Raw genomic sequence first — 18,191 nt, forward strand, 5'->3', positions numbered from 1 at the left:
TTATTTCAGTTTCTCTAGAGATCCTGAATCGAGTTCAGGATGACTAAAATAGAATTAAAAGCATGAAAAAAGTAGTGATAGCATATAGCGGAGGTCTGGATACCTCTTACTGCGCGAAATATTTATCTGAGGAAGAAGGTTTTGAGGTTCATGCAGCGAGTGTAAATACCGGAGGATTTTCAGAGGAAGAGATTCAGAAGATTGGTGATAATGCCAAAAAGATTGGAGCAACTAGTTATAAGAATATCGATGCGATCTCATCTTTCTATCAGAAAGTGGTAAAATATCTGATTTTTGGGAATGTCCTCAAAAATGATACTTATCCATTGTCGGTTAGTGCAGAAAGAATTATTCAGGCCATTGAGATCGTAAACTATGCAAAAAATATCGGTGCAGAATATATCGCTCATGGAAGCACTGGCGCTGGAAATGATCAGGTTAGATTTGATATGATCTTTCAAATTATTGCGCCGAAAATTAAGATTATTACGCCTATAAGAGATAAACAATTGAGCAGGCAGGAAGAGATAGAATACCTTAAAAGTAAAGGCGTTGAAATGAACTGGGAAAAAGCGAAATATTCAATTAATAAAGGTCTTTGGGGTACCAGTGTTGGCGGAGCAGAAACCTTAACTTCAGAAAAAGCTTTACCGGAAGAAGCTTATCCTTCACAATTGAAGGAGAAAGAGCCAAAACAGGTTACACTGAGTTTTACCAAAGGAGAACTTACAGCGATTAATGGAAAAGAAAATGCTCCGGAAAAGAATATAGAAATTCTGGAAAATATCGCTTCAAAATATGCCATTGGCAGGGATATTCATGTGGGCGACACGATCATTGGAATTAAAGGAAGGGTGGGTTTTGAAGCAGCCGCTGCCTTGATCACCATTAAAGCCCATCATTTACTGGAAAAGCATACGCTTAGTAAATGGCAGTTACAGCATAAGGATTATACTTCCAACTGGTACGGGATGCATTTACATGAAGGACTATACCTTGATCCCGTAATGCGTGATTTTGAAGCTCAATTACAAAGTTCTCAGGAAAAAGTAAGCGGAGATGTTTTTGTCACTCTGCAACCTTATACATTCACTCTGGACGGAATTAAATCTCCTAACGACCTTATGAACAGCAGTTTTGGGAACTATGGTGAAGAAAATAAAGCCTGGACGGCAGATGATGCCAAAGGATTTATCAAAATCCTTTCTAATTCAGGGAAGATCTATCAACATGTAAATCAGGATTCATGATCGAGGCAGGAATTATAGGAGGCGCAGGATATACCGCTGGAGAACTGATCAGGATTTTACTAAATCATCCTGAAGTGAATCTTAATTTTGTCTTTAGTACTTCCCAATCTGGAAAAGCGGTAAATACTATTCATCAGGATTTAATTGGTGATACTGAAATCACGTTTTCAGATAAGATCAATAAAGAAGCTGATGTTGTTTTTCTTTGTCTTGGACATGGGAATTCTAAGAAATTCCTGGCTGAAAATCAATTTTCAAAAAAGACGAAGATCGTCGATCTGAGTACCGATTTCAGGATGAAAGCTGAAGACAATTCTTTTGTTTACGGACTTCCGGAATTAAATAAAGAACAAATAAAAAAAGCCGGTTTTATTGCAAATCCGGGATGTTTCGCCACCGCGATCACCCTGGCAATCCTTCCGCTTGCTGAAAAGGGATTGTTGAAAGATGATGTTCATGTAAATGCAGTGACCGGGGCTACGGGAGCTGGAACTTCGCTTTCGGCAACGACACATTTTACCTGGAGGGACAATAATTATTCAGCTTATAAATCTTTTGAGCATCAGCATTTACATGAAATTGGCCAGAGTTTAAAACAATTACAACCAGAGTATAAGGCTGAAGTCAACTTTATTCCGAATAGAGGGAATTTTTCCCGGGGAATTCATGCCACTGCCTATACCAGGTTTTCAGGAGATCTGGAAGAAGCAAAAAAAATATATAAGGAATATTATAAAGACGCGGCTTTCACTTTTATAACCGATGAGGATCTTCATTTGAAGCAGGTTGTAAATACAAATAAATGTTTATTGAGGTTGCAGAAGTTTGGCAGTAAATTACTGATCACCAGCGTGGTGGATAATTTGCTCAAAGGGGCTTCGGGGCAGGCGGTTCATAACATGAACCTGATGTTTGGATTAGAAGAGAAGCTCGGGTTAGGATTAAAAGCTAGTTATTTTTAAGAGTGAAGAGTCGAGTGAAAAGTGAAAAATTAGAGGTGGATTATTGTCTCTGCGAGAGTGGAGGTTTGTCATCCTGAACTTGTTTCAGGATCTCATGAAATAGAAGCTGAATCAAGTTCAGCTTGACGTTTTAAAATAAAAAGATATGAAAATAGCAATTATCGGTGCAGGCAATCTTGGAGTTTCCATTGCCAAAGGATTAATTTTCAGCAATGCCTTCACCACACTTTATCTTAGCAAGAGGAAGGTGGAAGATATTCAGGAGTTTTCAGAATATTCCAAGGTCACGATAACTTCAGATAATCAGGAGGCTGTACGAAATTCAGATATTTTAATATTTGCGGTACAACCCACTCAATTTGAAAATATCCTTAAGGAGATCAAAGATGAATTAACCGATAGGCATGTTTTGATCTCTACCGTTACCGGATTTAAAATTCCGCGGATGGAAAGTATCATTGGCGTAGATCATTTTATAATTCGCTCCATGCCCAATACAGCCATCGCAGTAGGGAAATCTATGACCTGCCTTTGTAGTAATGAAATTGGACAAAAAAGGATCGCTATTGCGGAAGCTATTTTTAACCGACTTGGTACCAGTATTATTATTCCTGAAAACAAAATGCAAGCGGCAACGGTGATCTGTGCCAGCGGAGTCGCGTTCTGGATGCGTTTAATACGTGCGACCACTCAAGGAGCAGTACAACTTGGTTTTGATGCGAAAGATGCTCAGGAGCTCTCTATGCAAACCTGCCTCGGAGCTGCTAGTTTGTTGATCGAATCGGGGAAACATCCTGAAGAAGAGATCGATAAGGTAACCACGCCAAGGGGTTGTACCATCGAAGGCCTGAATGAGATGGAGCATAACGGACTTAGTTCCTCGCTTATTAAAGGAATTCAGGCTTCTTTTAAAAAAATTAATAATATCTCAGACCAGTAATTATGGAATTATTTGATGTTTATCCGCTTTACGATATCACTCCGGTAAAAGGAGAAGGCTGCCATGTTTTTGATGAATCTGGTAAAAAATACCTGGATCTTTATGGCGGCCATGCGGTGATTTCTATTGGTCATGCGCATCCAAAATATGTTAAAGCTATTCAGGATCAGGTAGAAGAATTAGGATTTTATTCTAATTCGATAAAAAATCCTTTACAGCAGGAACTGGCCGATAAACTGGAAGAAGTTTCGGGAGTGAAAGATTATAGTCTTTTTCTATGTAGTTCGGGAGCAGAAGCCAATGAAAATGCCCTAAAGGTCGCTTCATTTCATACCGGGAAAGACACGGTGATCTATTTTGCAAATGCTTTTCACGGAAGAACTTCCGGAGTGGTTGCGATCACCGATAATGAAAATATTAGAGCTCCTTTTAACCTGGGGCATAAAGCGACAAAACTGACATTTAATGATACCGAATCTTTAAAAAGGGAGATTGAAAAAAGAGATGTAGCCGCGGTGATTTTTGAAGTGATTCAGGGAGTGGGCGGGCTTGATGAAGCAAATACAGAATTTTATAAAACTGCTGCTGAATTATGCAGGAAAAATAAGGTAATGCTCATCGCCGATGAGGTTCAGTCGGGTTATGGCAGAACGGGTGAATTCTTCGCTTTTCAGAAACATGGAATCAGACCGGATATTATTAGCATAGCGAAAGGGATGGGCAACGGATTTCCCATCGGCGGAATTTTGATTGATAATAAAATTCAGCCGAAATATGGGATGCTGGGAACCACTTTTGGCGGAAATCATTTGGCCTGTGCGGCAGGAATTTCAGTTTTAGAAGTCATCAAAGAAGAGAATTTGATGGAAAATGTTGCTGAAGTATCAGAATTTGTAAAAATCGAATGCGCTAAAATTCCAGAAATTAAAAATATAAAAGGAAGAGGTTTAATGATAGGCCTGGAATTCGGTTTTGAGATCGCCGCCCTTAGAAAAGAACTTTTGTTTGAACATCAGATTTTTACGGGCGCATCTTCGAATAAAAAATTATTACGAATCCTGCCGCCATTGAATATTAAGAAGGAACATTTTGAGAGTTTTTTCAATGCTTTGCAGAAGGCATTGAAAAATCAAACTAAAAATATTGAGGCGTCAAGCTGAACTTGATTCAGCTTCTCTACAGATCCTGAATCAAGTTCAGGATGACGAAAAAATAAAAGAAAAGGAATGTCTTTTCGAGCGAAGTGAGAAATCTAAGACTCCTCAGTCGCAAGCTTTTTCGGAATGACAAAAAATAAAATTAATGAAAAATTATACCAGTTTAGCAGATATAGACAACCTCGAAACCTTAATAAAGGAAGCAAGAAGTCTGAAATCTAATAATACAGCACCTAATCTTGGAAATGGTAAAATTTTGGGAATGCTTTTTTTTAATCCCAGTCTGCGTACAAGATTAAGTACAGAAAAAGCTGCAAGATTGCTTGGGATGGAGGTCATGGTGATGAATGCCGATAAAGATGGTTGGGCACTGGAATTTGAAGATGGCGCTATTATGGACTCCAATAAAGCTGAACATATAAAAGAAGCTGCGGCCGTGCTTTCCCAATACTGTGATATTATTGCCGTAAGGGCTTTCCCTGAATTAAAAAATAAAGAAAAAGATGAATCTGAACAGGTGCTGAACAGTTTTAAAAAATATGCTTCGGTTCCGGTTATTAATCTGGAAAGTGCTACGGGACATCCTTTACAGGCCTTGACCGATGCAATTACGATTCAGGAATTTAAAAATGCGAAAAAGAAACCCAAAGTGGTTCTAAGTTGGGCTCCACATCCAAAGGCTTTGCCACAATCGGTGCCAAACTCATTTGTGGAGATCATGCAAAAATTAGAAGTGGATCTAGTGATCACCAATCCCGAGGGTTATGATTTAAACCCGGAAATCAGAAAAGATACCAGGGTGGAGCATGATCAGGAAAAGGCTTTTGAGGATGCAGATTTCGTGTACGTGAAAAACTGGAGCAGTTACGAGAACTATGGACAGGTTTTAAATGTTGAAAAAAACTGGACGGTGAATAAGGAGAAATTAAAGCAAAGCAATAACGCGAAAGTGATGCATTGTCTTCCGGTTAGGCGAAATGTTGTGATTGCCGACGATATTCTGGATAGTGAAAATTCTATCGTGATCCAACAGGCAAACAACCGGACTTTTGCAGCACAGGCAGTGTTGAAGAGAATATTGGAGTGTTTGAAATAATTTTATAATAAGCTGTTATCCTGAACTTGATTCAGGATCTAATAAGTAGCTGAATTAAGTTCAGCTTGAAGATAATGTTGGTATTGTCATTTCGATGGCAGTGAGAAATCTCTTGATTTGAGATTCCTCGTTCAAAAACTCTCTCGGAATGAAAACTAAAACAATAAGTTGAAGATGAAACAAACCTTAAAAGTCATAAAAATAGGAGGAAAGCTGATCGAAAATAAAGCTTTACTAAATACATTTTTAGAAGATTTTATTCAATTGGAGGGATCTAAAATTCTGGTTCATGGTGGCGGAAATAAAGCCACTGAAGTGGCCGGAAAGCTGGGTTTTAAAACTAAAATGATCGATGGAAGAAGGATCACCGATAAAGATTCTATGGAAGTGATCACGATGGTTTATGGCGGACTTCTGAATAAAAATATCGTGGCAAAACTTCAGGCTAAAAAGCAAAATGCAATTGGTCTTTGCGGTGCAGACGGGAAAGTCTTGATTTCAAAAAGGCGGGAAGTAAAGGAGATCGATTATGGGTTTGTTGGGGATATTGAAAATGTCAATACAGATTTTATAAATTTACTTCTTAAGCAAAATATTGTACCTGTTTTTTCAGCAATATCGTGCACAGAGGATGGGGTTTTGTTAAATACAAACGGGGATTCGGTAGCTTCTGAAATTGCGATCGCCTTCAGTGATATGTATGAAACACTACTATTTTATTGCTCAGAGAAAAAAGGGGTTTTAACCGATGTTGAAAATGAAAATTCTGTGATCCCGGAGTTAAATTCTAAAAATTATGCAGAATTGGTGGAATCAAAAGTTATCACAGACGGAATGCTTCCAAAACTTCATAATTGTTTTGAAGCGATAGAAAGAGGAGTTTCAACAGTCAATCTTGGCGACGTCAGTTTATTGAAGAATAATGCCATCCATACTAAAATTATAAAATAATGCAGGTAAAAGAGCTCCAGCAACAAGCCATTGAATTACTAAAAAAACTAATTGAAACGCAGTCATTTTCGGGAGAAGAAGATCATACTGCAGATCATCTGGAAAAATGGTTTAGAGACTATGATATTCCCTGTAAACGTCACCTGGACAATGTCTGGGCGGTGAATAAAAATTTTGAGGAAACTAAGCCAACTTTATTGCTTAACTCCCATCATGATACCGTGAAACCGAATTCGGCTTATACCAGGGATCCTTTTAAGGCAGAAATCGAAGATGGTAAATTATTCGGTTTGGGGAGCAATGACGCGGGTGGATGCCTGGTTTCACTTCTGGCTACTTTTACCTATTTATTTTCAGAAGAAAACCTGACTCATAATATCCTTTTTGCCGGTACTGCAGAAGAGGAGATCAACGGGAAAAACGGGATTGCCGCATTGCTTCCGGAGATTCCGAAAATTGATGTAGCCATTGTGGGAGAACCCACTCTGATGAATCTGGCGGTTGCTGAAAAAGGCCTGGTAGTATTTGATGCGATAGTAAAAGGAACACCCTCACACGCTGCCCATCCCAATACCGATAATTCTATATATAAAACAGCCAAAGTGCTGGAGTGGTTTGAAAAATTTAAATTAGAGAAAGTCTCTGAAAACCTGGGAGAAGTGAAGGTGACGGTTACTCAGATCCAGGCTGGGAGTCAGCATAATGTAGTACCGGCAAAAGTTCACCTGGTGATCGATGTTCGGGTAAATGACAAATATAGCAATGAAGAGATTGAACAAATCCTGAAAGAAAAAGCTCCGGTAGATGAGATCCATGCTCGAAGCTTGCGATTAAATTCGTCTTCAATTCCTCTAGATCATGAACTGGTAAAAGCAGGAATTGATTTGGGAATGGATACCTATGGTTCACCAACCTTGTCAGATCAGACTATGTTAAGTTGTCCTTCTTTAAAATTAGGTCCCGGTGATTCTACCAGATCGCATTCGGCTAATGAATTTATTTATGTAGAAGAGGTTGAAGAAGGAATTGAGAAATATATAAAACTGCTTGGAAAAGCGCTTAAAGAAATGTCACACTGAGCCTGTCGAAGTGTGTCAAATTTTTTATGCACTTCGACAGGCTCAGTGCGGCAAATGATAATCGTCATCCTGAACTTGATTCAGGATCTCAAGAGAAGCTGATTCAAGTTCAGGATGAAGGAATTTATTTAAAGAAAGAATAAAACATTAATTGTCAATTCTAACGTAGTGAGAAATCTGAGATTCCTCAGTCGTGCACTTCTTCGGAATGAGAAAAGGTTTTGATAAAACATTAAAAAAGAAAACTATGAAACTCTGGGACAAAGGTATTTCAATAGATAAACAGATCGAAAAATTCACTGTTGGCAATGACCGGGAACTGGACATGCACCTGGCCAAATATGATATTCAGGCCTCAAAAGCTCATGCGAAAATGCTTGGTAGCGTCGGAATTCTAAAAGAGGATGAGGTGGAAGACCTGATTTCAGAGTTGGAAAAAATGAAAATTCAGCTTGAAAATGGTGAATTTAAGATTGAAGAGAATTTTGAGGATGTTCATTCCAAAATTGAATATGAACTCACCAAAAAACTTGGCGACACCGGGAAGAAAATTCATACTGCCCGTTCCAGAAACGACCAGGTTTTAGTAGCCCAGCAGTTATATTTTAAGGAAAATATTCAGGAGATATCAGGGAAAACCAAAGCTATTATTGATGTACTGTTAGGTCTGGCTGAAGAGCATAAAGGAAAACTGCTTCCTGGATACACCCATCTTCAGGTAGCCATGCCTTCTTCCTTTGGATTATGGTTTTCAGCTTACGCTGAATTACTGATCGATGATCTGTATTTACTTGATGCTGGCTTAAAGATCGTGGATCAAAATCCATTAGGTTCCGCAGCAGGATATGGTTCTTCCTTTCCTATAGATCGCGATTTTACTACTAAAGAATTAGGCTTTGCTACTCAGAAATTTAATGTAGTGGCTGCCCAGATGAGCAGAGGTAAATGTGAACGAACGGTGACTTCCAATATCGCTTCACTGGCGAATACACTTTCCAGGTTTGCGATGGATATTTGTTTGTATATGAGTCAGAATTTTGATTTTATCACCTTCCCCGATAAATTGACCACTGGTTCCAGCATTATGCCTCATAAAAAGAACCCGGATGTTTTTGAACTTATACGAGGTAAATGCAATAAGCTTCAGGCGATATCCAATGAAATGATCCTTATTACCAATAATTTACCCAGCGGTTATCACAGGGATTTTCAGCTTATTAAAGAGAATAGTATTTATGCGGTGGAAAATATGAAAGAGATTCTTGATGTTTTCACTCATTCAATTGCCCAGATTGAAGTGAAGGAAGTTGATTTAAAGGATGAAAAATATAAATACATGTTTACCGTAGATAGCATCAATGAACTGGTGATGAGCGGTAAATCTTTCAGGGATGCGTATAAAATCATTGGAGAACAGGTTCAGGATGGATCTTATCAAGCTACAGAGGGGATGTTGCATTCGCACTCTGGTAGTAAGGATAATCTTTCGTTAGATAAAATCAGGAAAAAAAAGGAAGGGATTAATTTGAAAATTTAAAAATCCTGATTGTCTTTCCAATCTCAAAGATTCGGGAGAGGACACTAATTGATCACGTAGCGATTCTTCATTTCGCTAATACGTGTTCAAAATAATAAGTTGTTTTCAAATGATTTCTAATAAAGTTACCTCCTGAAGATAACTATCTAACAGGAGGTAACTGTCTAAACAAACATGAACTAATCTTTATATAATGGTCATCTGCCCGAGGTTGAGATTTTCATTATTCACAATATGACCTTCGGTATCGCTGATGATACTTTCCAGAAAATCTCCAACTCGTTCGGTTGAATAATGGTTGTCTTTATTAATATCTATGGTGCAAACATTCAATTTAATACTCAAATCTACAGCCATTCTTACCGTTTCAGCTTCTTTTTTAAGTCCCAGATGATCTAGCATCATGGCTGCTGAAAGTACGGAAGCCAGGGGATTGGCAATTCCCTTCCCGGTAGCTTGTGGATACGATCCGTGGATTGGCTCAAACATAGCGTTCTTGGCTCCCACAGATGCAGATTCCAGCAAACCAATACTTCCACCAATGACGCTGGCTTCATCAGAAATGATATCGCCAAACATATTTTCGGTAAGAATTACGTCAAATTGTTTTGGGTTTAAGATCATTTGCATGGCAGCATTATCCACGAATAAATAATCAACTTTTACCCCAGGATAATTTTTAGCAATATCGGTCACCGTTTTTCTCCATAAACGTGAGGTTTCCAGCACGTTTGCCTTATCTATAAGAGTAAGTTTTTTTCTTCTATTTTCAGCAGCCTTAAATGCTAAATGGGTGATACGTGCGATCTCTTCAACCGAATAGGTACAGAGGTCTGAAGCAGTTTTTCCATCTTCAGAAGTGCTTTTTTCTCCAAAATAAATTCCACCTGTTAACTCGCGATAGATAAGCATATCTGCACCTTCGATATTTTCAGGTTTTAACGGGGACTTATGAATTAGGCTCTCGTAAGCCTTTACCGGTCTGATATTGGCAAAGAGGCCAAGTTCTTTTCTTAGCTTTAAAAGACCTTGTTCCGGCCTAACCTTTGCATTAGGATTATTATCATACTTTGGATCTCCAATTGCCCCAAATAGCACAGCGTCAGATTTTTTACAGAGCTCGAGTGTGGTTTCAGGCAACGGATCCCCCAATAAATCTATTGCTACTGCACCCACTTCAGCTTCTTCAAAATTGAACTCATGATCAAATCTATCTGCAACAGCCTTCAACACTTTCACTGACTGCTGCGTTATTTCAGGACCAATCCCGTCTCCGGGAAGTACGGCTATATTAAATTTCATCTTTTTTATATTAATAGGTTTCTTCCGGTATTTTTTTACTGCCGGATCTTTTCTTTTCAAATTCCTTAATCGCTTCCAGTTTACTGGTCAAAAAGTCTATATCGTCATATCCGTTAATAAGACAGGTCTTTTTATAAGGATCAATATCAAAATGTTCAGATTTCCCGGAACTCTGAATTGTTATTTTTTGTTCTTTCAGGTTTATAATGACATTTTCATTGGGATCTTTTTCAACGGAAATAAACAGTTCAGAAAGAAATTCAGGGCTTACCTGGACTGGTAATAAGCCATTGTTCAGGGCATTTCCCTTGAAAATATCTGCAAAATAGCTGGAAACAACCACTTTAAATCCGTAAGCTTTTATTGCCCAGGCAGCATGTTCACGGCTGGAACCACATCCAAAATTGTTTCCAGCCAGAAGAATTGATCCAGAAAATTTATCCTGGTTTAACACAAAATCTTCATTCGGCTTTCCATGTTTATCAAAGCGCCAGTCACGAAAAAGATTTTCTCCAAAGCCTTCTTTATCGGTGGCTTTTAGAAATCGAGCAGGGATAATCTGATCTGTATCCACATTTTCGGCATCCAAGGGCACCACGGTATCGGTAAGTGTTATAAATTTTTCCATTAGTTCAGGTTTTGGGTGTAGTCTGAAATTTTTCCGGAGATCGCTGTAGCGGCAGCAGTTAATGGGCTTGCCAGAATTGTTCTTGAACCCGGCCCCTGTCTTCCTTCAAAATTTCTATTACTGGTGGATACACAATATTCTCCTTCCGGAATTTTATCATCGTTCATTGCCAGGCAAGCCGAGCATCCCGGTTGTCTCAGAGTAAACCCGGCCTCTTCAAAGACTTTGTCCAGACCTTCTTCTTTGATCTGCGCCGCAACCTGCTGGCTTCCAGGGACAATTAAAGCATTTACATTATCAGCTTTTTTCTTCCCTTGAATATAGGAAGCAGCCACTCTAAAATCCTCAATTCTGGAATTCGTACAACTACCTATAAAAATATAGTTGATAGGTTTTTCCAGTAAAATTTCACCTGGTTTAAAATTCATATAAGCCAGGGCTTTTGCATCACTTTTATTTCCTTCCGTGGGGATAGCTCCTGTAAGTTTAATTCCCATTCCCGGATTGGTTCCGTAGGTGATCATGGGTTCTATATCTTCCGCTTGAAATGAATATTCCTGATCAAATTCAGCATCTTCATCGGTTTTTAAAGTTTTCCAATGCGCTTTCATTTTTTCAAATTCTACGCCCTTTGGAGTAAATTCTCTGCCTTCCACATAATCTATCGTAGTTTGGTCTGGAGCTATGAGTCCGCCACGAGCGCCCATTTCAATGCTCATATTACAAACCGTCATTCGACCTTCCATAGACATTTCTTCAAAGACATTTCCGGCATATTCACAGAAATATCCGGTACCAGAATTTGTTCCCAGTTTACTAATGATGTAAAGGATCACATCTTTAGGAAGCACTCCGTTTTTCAGTTTTCCGTTGACATTTACCCGAAGTTTTTTCGGCTTTTCCACCAGTAAACACTGGCTAGCAAATACCTGAGTGACCTGGCTGGTTCCAATTCCGAAAGCAATGGTTCCGAAGGCTCCATGTGTAGAGGTATGGCTGTCCCCACAAACAATGGTCATTCCGGGTTGAGTGACCCCTAATTCCGGAGCCATGACGTGAACGATTCCATTGTAAGGATGCCCAAGACCGTAAAGCGTGATATTGTTCTTTTTACAGTTCTGACTTAATTCTTTCAATTGTTTTCGAGATAAAAGATCTTTCACAGGAAGGTGCTGATCCTGTGTTGGTGTATTATGATCTGCCGTCGCAACGATCTGCTCGGGACGAAACACAGGAATATGCCGTTCCTTTAATTCATTAAATGCCTGCGGACTGGTCACTTCATGTATCAGATGTTTATCGATATATAAAATGTCTGGTCCGTTTGGTATACTTTCCACTACATGGGAATCCCATATTTTATCAAAAAGTGTTTTCTTCATCTTATGCAATCGCTCTGGAATTTCTTTTATAATGTTCCATTATGATATGGATATCATTATCTGCAACTTCTTTCTTTTGATCAGCAAAATTTAAAAATTCACTGTATACAATGTCCAATTCCAGTTTAGTTAAATTATAACCCATTTTTTTCGCTTTGTACGCTAAAGCTGCTCTACCGCTACGGGCAGTTAAAACAATAGCCGATTCGGTTACCCCGACTTCGGCTGGATCTATAATTTCGTATGTTTCTCTATTCTTAATGACGCCATCCTGGTGGATACCCGAGCTATGCGCAAAGGCATTGGCACCGACGATGGCTTTGTTAGGCTGGACGAACATTCCCATTTCCCTTGAAACCATTACACTGGTATCATACAATAACTGCGGATTGATATCTGTATTTAATTGTAAATAAGGGTGTTGTCTCAGGATCATGACGACTTCTTCTAAGGCAGTATTTCCCGCACGCTCCCCAATTCCATTAATGGTACATTCAATTTGTCTTGCACCATTTGTGATACCGGCAATTGCATTTGCTGTTGCAAGTCCAAGATCGTTATGGCAATGGCAGGAAATGATCACATTTTCAATTCCTACTACATTCTCTCTTAAATATTTAATCTTTTTTCCATATTCTTCCGGAAGACAATAGCCTGTAGTATCTGGAATATTAAGCACTGTAGCACCGTTTTTCACAGCTTCAGTACATACTTTGGCAAGAAATTCATTTTCCGTTCTTCCGGCATCTTCAGCGTAAAACTCTACATCGTCTACAAAGCTTTTTGCATAAGCCACAGCCTCCCCGGCCCTTTCAATAATCTCAGGTCTGGTTGATTTGAATTTATATTTAATATGAGAATCTGAAGTTCCAATTCCGGTATGTATTCTAGGTTTTCTGGCATACTTTAATGCATCAGCAGCCACTTTAATGTCATTCTTAACGGCACGTGTTAATCCGCAAACGGTAGCATTCTTAACCAATTTTGAAATCTCACTTACCGATTTAAAATCGCCAGGACTTGAAACTGGAAATCCAGCTTCAATCACGTCCACACCGAGTTCATCCAGTCGTGCGGCAATTTTTAATTTTTGTTGGGTATTCAGTTTGCAGCCGGGAACTTGTTCTCCGTCCCTCAATGTAGTGTCAAAAATTTCTACCTTTTCAGTACGCATATGAGATTTATTTTACTTTATCTTTATCTAAAGTATTGGAATCATCATGCTTTACACATCCAATAACGAAAAGCGTTACGATTCTTGAATGAGTTATTAATGCCTGCAATCATTTGTTTTACAGTGTTTTGCAAAATTTTGATTTACAATGACCAATGACTTAACCGAAAACTTATTTTCTTTAATAAAATCTCTATCGGCTTCTGAAAAGAGACAATTTTCTCTTTATGTTGGAAGGGTTGGGGTGAATTCAGATTCTAAATTTCTGAATTTATATAAAGTCATGTTGCGTCAAAAAAAGTATGATGAGGCAGAAATCCTGAAGAGCACCAAAATTACCAAGCTTCAGCTTTCTAATGTTAAAACACATCTTTATAAACAGCTTTTGATTTCTCTTCGGCTAAATCCTGCGCACCAAAGTATTCCTGTACAGATAAGAGAACAGGTGGATTTTGCTTATATACTTTATCATAAAGGGCTTTACCAGCAGAGTTTGAAATTACTGGATAAGGTAAAAACTCTGGCACTCAATTTTGAAGAGAAGAATCTTACCTATGAAATCCTGGAGCTTGAAAAGATCATTGAGTCACAGTATATCACCAGGAGTATGAGTAACCGGGCAGATCTATTGATTAAGGAGACTGAAGAAATTAGTAAACTGAATAATTTATGGGGTCAGCTTTCTAATCTTTCATTAGAATTATATTCTATCTTTTTAAAAAAAGGATATTGTAAAAGTCAGAAGGAAGCAGATGAAATTAAAGCTTATTTTAAAAAGAAACTACCAGATTATAACTATAAAGAATTAGGGTTTAGGGAGCGTCTTTGGCTTTATAAAGTACATCTTTGGTATAGCTTTTTAACCCAGGATTTTCTTGGGTGTTATAGATATTCCATGAAATGGAAGGATCTTTTTATTGAATATAAACGTTTGATTCCCATACATCCTGTTTCCTATTTAAAAGGGAGTCATTATTTGTTAGAATCGCTGTTCTACTTAAATCATACGGAGCTTTTTGAAAAAACATTAAAGGAGCTTGAGAATTCATTACGGGATCCCAAAATTCCGCATAACGATAATATTTCCGCACTCTCTTTTTTATATGTTTATTCAAACAAACTCAACCTTAGATTTATGAAAGGGGAGTTCAGCAATTCAGATGACCTTATAACTAAGATCATTGAAAAGATTGCCAAATTTGAAGACAGGTTGGATGCACATCATATTATGGTGTTTTACTATAAGATTGCGTGCCTGTATTTTGGGGATAGAAACTTTAAAAAATGTATTGAATTCCTGAAAAAGATCATTAATAATAAGTCCCTGGAAATGAGACAGGATCTCATGTGTTTCGCCAGGATTCTAAATTTGGTGGCACATTACGAGGCGGGAATGGATTATCATCTGGACAGCCTGGTAAAATCTACTTATAAGTTTTTGATCAAGATGGACGATATGCACGAGGTACAAATAGCAATGATTAAATTTCTGCGAAAATTACCTGATGTCTCACCATTAGATATTAAAGATGAATTTAAAAAGTTACACGCTACTTTAAAGAAATTTGAGGATCACCCTTATGAAAGGAGAGCTTTTCTTTACCTGGATATTATTTCCTGGCTTGAAAGCAATATCGAGAACAGGCCGGTAATGGAAATTATCATGGAAAAGAATCAGGAATATTCGAGATAAAACCCAGAATTTGTTAGAAAGACCACAGTATTTAACCAATATTCTCCAATTAAATTTTGCGGTTTTGCTTATTAGTACTTCCGGAGTACTGGGTAGATATATCACGCTGCATCCCGTTATTACTATATTCTATAGATGCGTCATCGCCATGATCGTTTTTTATCTTTTTTGCAGGTGGAAAGGGATTGATCTGAAAATTGAAAATAAAAAGGATCTTTTAAAAATGATTCTTGGCGGAATTTTAATGGGAGTCCATTGGGTTACCTATTTCTTTTCCCTCCAGTTTTCCAGTGTGGCGATCGCTTTATTATCCTTATTTACCTATCCCGTGATTACGGCTTTTTTGGAGCCTGTTTTATTCAAAACCAGGTTCAATAATATTCATATAGCTTTAGGTTTGCTGGTCCTAGCGGGCATTTATTTTCTAAGTCCCACTTTTGATCTTGAAAATGATTCTTTTATCGCTATTATATTAGGGGTGGCTTCAGCTGTTTTTTATTCCCTTCGGAATCTGTTGATGAAAAGGGAAGTAGAGCGATACAATGAATCTGCACTCATGTTTTACCAAATCCTGGTGATTTCCGTTTTGTTGCTGCCGTCCTTGTTTTTCAGTGAATTTATAGAAGTTGCTAATCAATGGAAACCTTTACTGGTTCTTGCCGTACTTACCACCTGCATAGGACATACTTTATTTCTGAAAAGTTTTAAGAATTTCAGCATTACCGCTGCCAGTATTATGAGCAGTATACAGCCGGTTTATGGAATAGCCCTGGGAGCATTATTTTTAAGCGAAATACCATCTTTAAAGACTATCATTGGCGGGACTTTGATAATTAGCGCTGTAGTTATTGAAAGTTTACTTGCGGTTAGAAATAAATAATTCATTGTAAGGAATTTAAGCTGATACAAGAAAAAGTGAGCTATGATCAATATTTACAAACATCTTCATTATAAAATTTGTTCAACTCTTTTCTAAAAAAATCATAATTTGCCATGTAAGAGAAATATTATGTTACCCAATAAAGATTATTCCTCCAGAGCACGCAAAATTGCATATAGGTTTCCCGACCTGAGTTTTATAGGAATACAGGTAAATTTTTGGATAATAGCGACCTCTCTGTACTCCTTTCTTTCTTATATGAATACCGCTAATTTAAGTCAGCTAGAAGAGATTAGGTTTCCATTTTCAATTCATGCCGCAATTCTTTCTTCGCTCGCCATAGGGATTATTTTGGGAATAGTTTTAGGTATCATTGATCTCCTACTTGCCAGGACCGGTATTCAGAAGCTATCTTTGGGGTTTGTATTTCTTCTAAGGATTATTTTATATCCTATTGTAGTTTTTATAGTACTGTTATTTATAAGGTTTTTCTTTTTGGACATATTGAAAACTTTTTTTGCTACCGATTATTCAATTTTTACCAATAATGATAAAATCTGGCATAATATCTACTGGTCATTTTTGATTTATGTTGCATTCATGGCAGTTGTGATAAGTTTTATAAACCAAATGAATGTAATGTTCGGGCCTGGAATTTTAATTCCCCTGATCCTGGGAAAGTATAGAACACCCAAAGAAGAGGAACGCTTTTTCATGTTCCTGGACTTAAAATCTTCGGTTACACATGCCGAAGGTCTTGGGCATCTGGAATACAGCTCTCTTATAAGAGATTGCTTTATGGATCTGAATAAGACTTTGACTCAAAATAATGCAGAAGTATATCAATACGTGGGTGATGAAGCAGTGATCACCTGGCCTGCAAACGAAGGAATACGAAATTTGTCCTGTCTTTCCCTGTTTTATGATTTTGAAAGGAAACTGATGAAAAAACATGATTATTATATGAATCACTATGGTCTTGTTCCGGAGTTTAAGGCAGGCCTGCACTTCGGGATTGTGACCGCAGTAGAAGTTGGCCAGATCAAAAGAGAGATAGCATACCATGGGGATGCTATTAATACTGCTGCAAGGATACAGAGCCTATGTAACCAGTACAATAGATCTCTGTTGATCTCCAAATCTGTGAAATCAATTCTATCAAGTGCTAATTCGAAATATGATTTTGAGTATTTAGGTGAAACATTTTTAAAAGGTAGATCTCAGGCAGTAGAACTATATGGAATAACAGAATAATAATTAAATAAGTTATAAGCTTCTTATAGTTCTAATTCAAAATCTGGCTAAAAGTATCTGCCTGATTAATATCACCAGATCTATATCCTTTCATAAACCATTTCATACGTTGTTCTGAAGTTCCATGAGTAAATGAGTCTGGATTCACTCTTCCGCTTGTTCTTTTCTGAATAGCATCGTCACCAACGGCGTTGGCAGCGCTTAAAGCCTCCTGAATATCACCTTCCTGAAGATATTTCTTATTGTAATACGTCCAGACTCCGGCATAGAAATCAGCTTGTAATTCCAAAGCAACCGATAATTCATTCGCTTCAGATTGACTACTCTGCTGTTGCAATTGTCTAACTTTTGTAGCGGTACCCAGTAAATTTTGTACGTGATGCCCAACTTCATGAGCCATCACATAGGCAATTGCAAAATCACCACCTTCCGCTCCAAATCTGCTCCGAAGTTCTTCAAAAAATCTAAGATCCATATAAATTTTTTGATCTGCAGGACAATAAAAAGGACCGCTGGCAGAAGATGCACCTCCGCAGGCAGTTTGAACCGCATCAGAAAAAAGGACCAGACCGGGTTCACGATAATTCATATTATTTTCAGCAAAGATATTATTCCAAACATCTTCGGTGTCAGCAAGTAAGGTCGCAGTAAATTCCCCGAGTTCTTTTTCTTCAGCAGTTAATTCCCGGGATTCTGTATTTGGGGAACTTACATCATTAAATTGTTCAAGAACAGATATGTCCCCGTCACTAAGTACAAATTGAGCGATGACGAAAATTATTCCAATAATACCACCTCCAGCGATTAGTTTACCTTTTCCTGAAGAACCTCTCCGGTCTTCAACATTTCCGCTTTGTCTTCTACCTCGCCATTTCATATTTTAAACTTTTAGTTAAAAATAAGGAA

At 38.0% G+C, this 18,191-nt stretch carries 16 protein-coding genes; 11 read left to right on the forward strand and 5 right to left on the reverse strand.

Annotation, left to right across the window (positions count from 1 at the left end; translation table 11 throughout):
* Positions 1-62: 62 nt before the first annotated feature.
* The 8 genes from argG (at position 63) to argH (ending at position 8,972) form a co-directional block, all read left to right on the forward strand.
* Complete coding sequence (gene argG, locus BLT95_RS01230; protein ID WP_089664258.1) at positions 63-1,250, forward strand: argininosuccinate synthase; 1,188 nt, start codon at positions 63-65, stop codon at positions 1,248-1,250.
* Positions 1,247-2,212, forward strand: a complete 966-nt coding sequence (gene argC / locus BLT95_RS01235) for an N-acetyl-gamma-glutamyl-phosphate reductase (RefSeq protein WP_089664259.1) — start codon at positions 1,247-1,249, stop codon at positions 2,210-2,212. The genes argG and argC overlap by 4 nt, the downstream gene beginning before the upstream one ends.
* Before the next feature lie 145 nt (positions 2,213-2,357).
* The gene (gene proC / locus BLT95_RS01240) at positions 2,358-3,152 is read left to right on the forward strand and encodes a pyrroline-5-carboxylate reductase (protein WP_089664260.1); all 795 of its coding nucleotides are present in this window, start codon (positions 2,358-2,360) and stop codon (positions 3,150-3,152) included.
* Positions 3,153-3,154: 2 nt separating this feature from the next.
* Entirely contained in the window at positions 3,155-4,312 is a 1,158-nt protein-coding gene (locus tag BLT95_RS01245; protein ID WP_089664261.1) for an aminotransferase class III-fold pyridoxal phosphate-dependent enzyme, read from the forward strand.
* A 142-nt stretch (positions 4,313-4,454) separates the two neighbouring features.
* Complete coding sequence (locus BLT95_RS01250) at positions 4,455-5,405, forward strand: N-acetylornithine carbamoyltransferase (protein WP_089664262.1); 951 nt, start codon at positions 4,455-4,457, stop codon at positions 5,403-5,405.
* Between the two features lie 174 nt (positions 5,406-5,579).
* Complete coding sequence (gene argB, locus BLT95_RS01255; RefSeq protein ID WP_089664263.1) at positions 5,580-6,356, forward strand: acetylglutamate kinase; 777 nt, start codon at positions 5,580-5,582, stop codon at positions 6,354-6,356.
* Positions 6,356-7,435, forward strand: a complete 1,080-nt coding sequence (locus BLT95_RS01260) for a M20 family metallo-hydrolase (protein WP_089664264.1) — start codon at positions 6,356-6,358, stop codon at positions 7,433-7,435. The genes argB and BLT95_RS01260 overlap by 1 nt, the downstream gene beginning before the upstream one ends.
* Before the next feature lie 247 nt (positions 7,436-7,682).
* A complete protein-coding gene (argH, locus tag BLT95_RS01265; protein WP_089666811.1) occupies positions 7,683-8,972 on the forward strand; it encodes an argininosuccinate lyase in 1,290 nt (429 codons plus the stop codon).
* A gap of 186 nt (positions 8,973-9,158) precedes the next feature.
* Here the strand turns inward: argH and leuB are convergent, their stop codons facing one another.
* Genes leuB through BLT95_RS01285 form a run of 4 tightly spaced genes read right to left on the reverse strand, consistent with a single transcriptional unit; the run spans position 9,159 to position 13,458 of the window.
* On the reverse strand, positions 9,159-10,274 hold the full coding sequence (gene leuB, locus BLT95_RS01270) for a 3-isopropylmalate dehydrogenase (protein ID WP_089666812.1): 1,116 nt from the start codon (positions 10,272-10,274) through the stop codon (positions 9,159-9,161).
* Positions 10,275-10,284: 10 nt separating this feature from the next.
* On the reverse strand, positions 10,285-10,902 hold the full coding sequence (gene leuD / locus BLT95_RS01275; protein ID WP_089664265.1) for a 3-isopropylmalate dehydratase small subunit: 618 nt from the start codon (positions 10,900-10,902) through the stop codon (positions 10,285-10,287).
* Positions 10,902-12,284: a 3-isopropylmalate dehydratase large subunit gene (leuC, locus tag BLT95_RS01280; protein WP_089664266.1), complete on the reverse strand. Its 1,383-nt coding sequence runs from the start codon at positions 12,282-12,284 to the stop codon at positions 10,902-10,904. Before leuC ends, leuD begins: the two co-directional genes overlap by 1 nt.
* Position 12,285: 1 nt before the next feature.
* Complete coding sequence (locus tag BLT95_RS01285) at positions 12,286-13,458, reverse strand: 2-isopropylmalate synthase (protein ID WP_089664267.1); 1,173 nt, start codon at positions 13,456-13,458, stop codon at positions 12,286-12,288.
* A 148-nt stretch (positions 13,459-13,606) separates the two neighbouring features.
* On the opposite strand from BLT95_RS01285, the gene BLT95_RS01290 reads away from it, so the two are divergent.
* The 3 genes from BLT95_RS01290 to BLT95_RS01300 all read left to right on the forward strand — a co-directional run bounded on the left by BLT95_RS01290 (position 13,607) and on the right by BLT95_RS01300 (position 17,285).
* Positions 13,607-15,151 carry a hypothetical protein gene (locus BLT95_RS01290; RefSeq protein ID WP_089664268.1) on the forward strand — a complete coding sequence of 515 codons (1,545 nt, stop codon included), beginning with the start codon at positions 13,607-13,609 and terminating at the stop codon, positions 15,149-15,151.
* A 10-nt stretch (positions 15,152-15,161) separates the two neighbouring features.
* Positions 15,162-16,031 carry a DMT family transporter gene (locus tag BLT95_RS01295; protein ID WP_089664269.1) on the forward strand — a complete coding sequence of 290 codons (870 nt, stop codon included), beginning with the start codon at positions 15,162-15,164 and terminating at the stop codon, positions 16,029-16,031.
* Between the two features lie 129 nt (positions 16,032-16,160).
* Entirely contained in the window at positions 16,161-17,285 is a 1,125-nt protein-coding gene (locus BLT95_RS01300) for an adenylate/guanylate cyclase domain-containing protein (RefSeq protein WP_089664270.1), read from the forward strand.
* A gap of 31 nt (positions 17,286-17,316) precedes the next feature.
* Here the strand turns inward: BLT95_RS01300 and BLT95_RS01305 are convergent, their stop codons facing one another.
* A complete protein-coding gene (locus BLT95_RS01305; protein WP_089664271.1) occupies positions 17,317-18,162 on the reverse strand; it encodes a neutral zinc metallopeptidase in 846 nt (281 codons plus the stop codon).
* Positions 18,163-18,191: the final 29 nt, after the last annotated feature.

The organism is Gramella sp. MAR_2010_147, from assembly GCF_900105135.1.
Classification (GTDB): Bacteria; Bacteroidota; Bacteroidia; order Flavobacteriales; family Flavobacteriaceae; genus Christiangramia.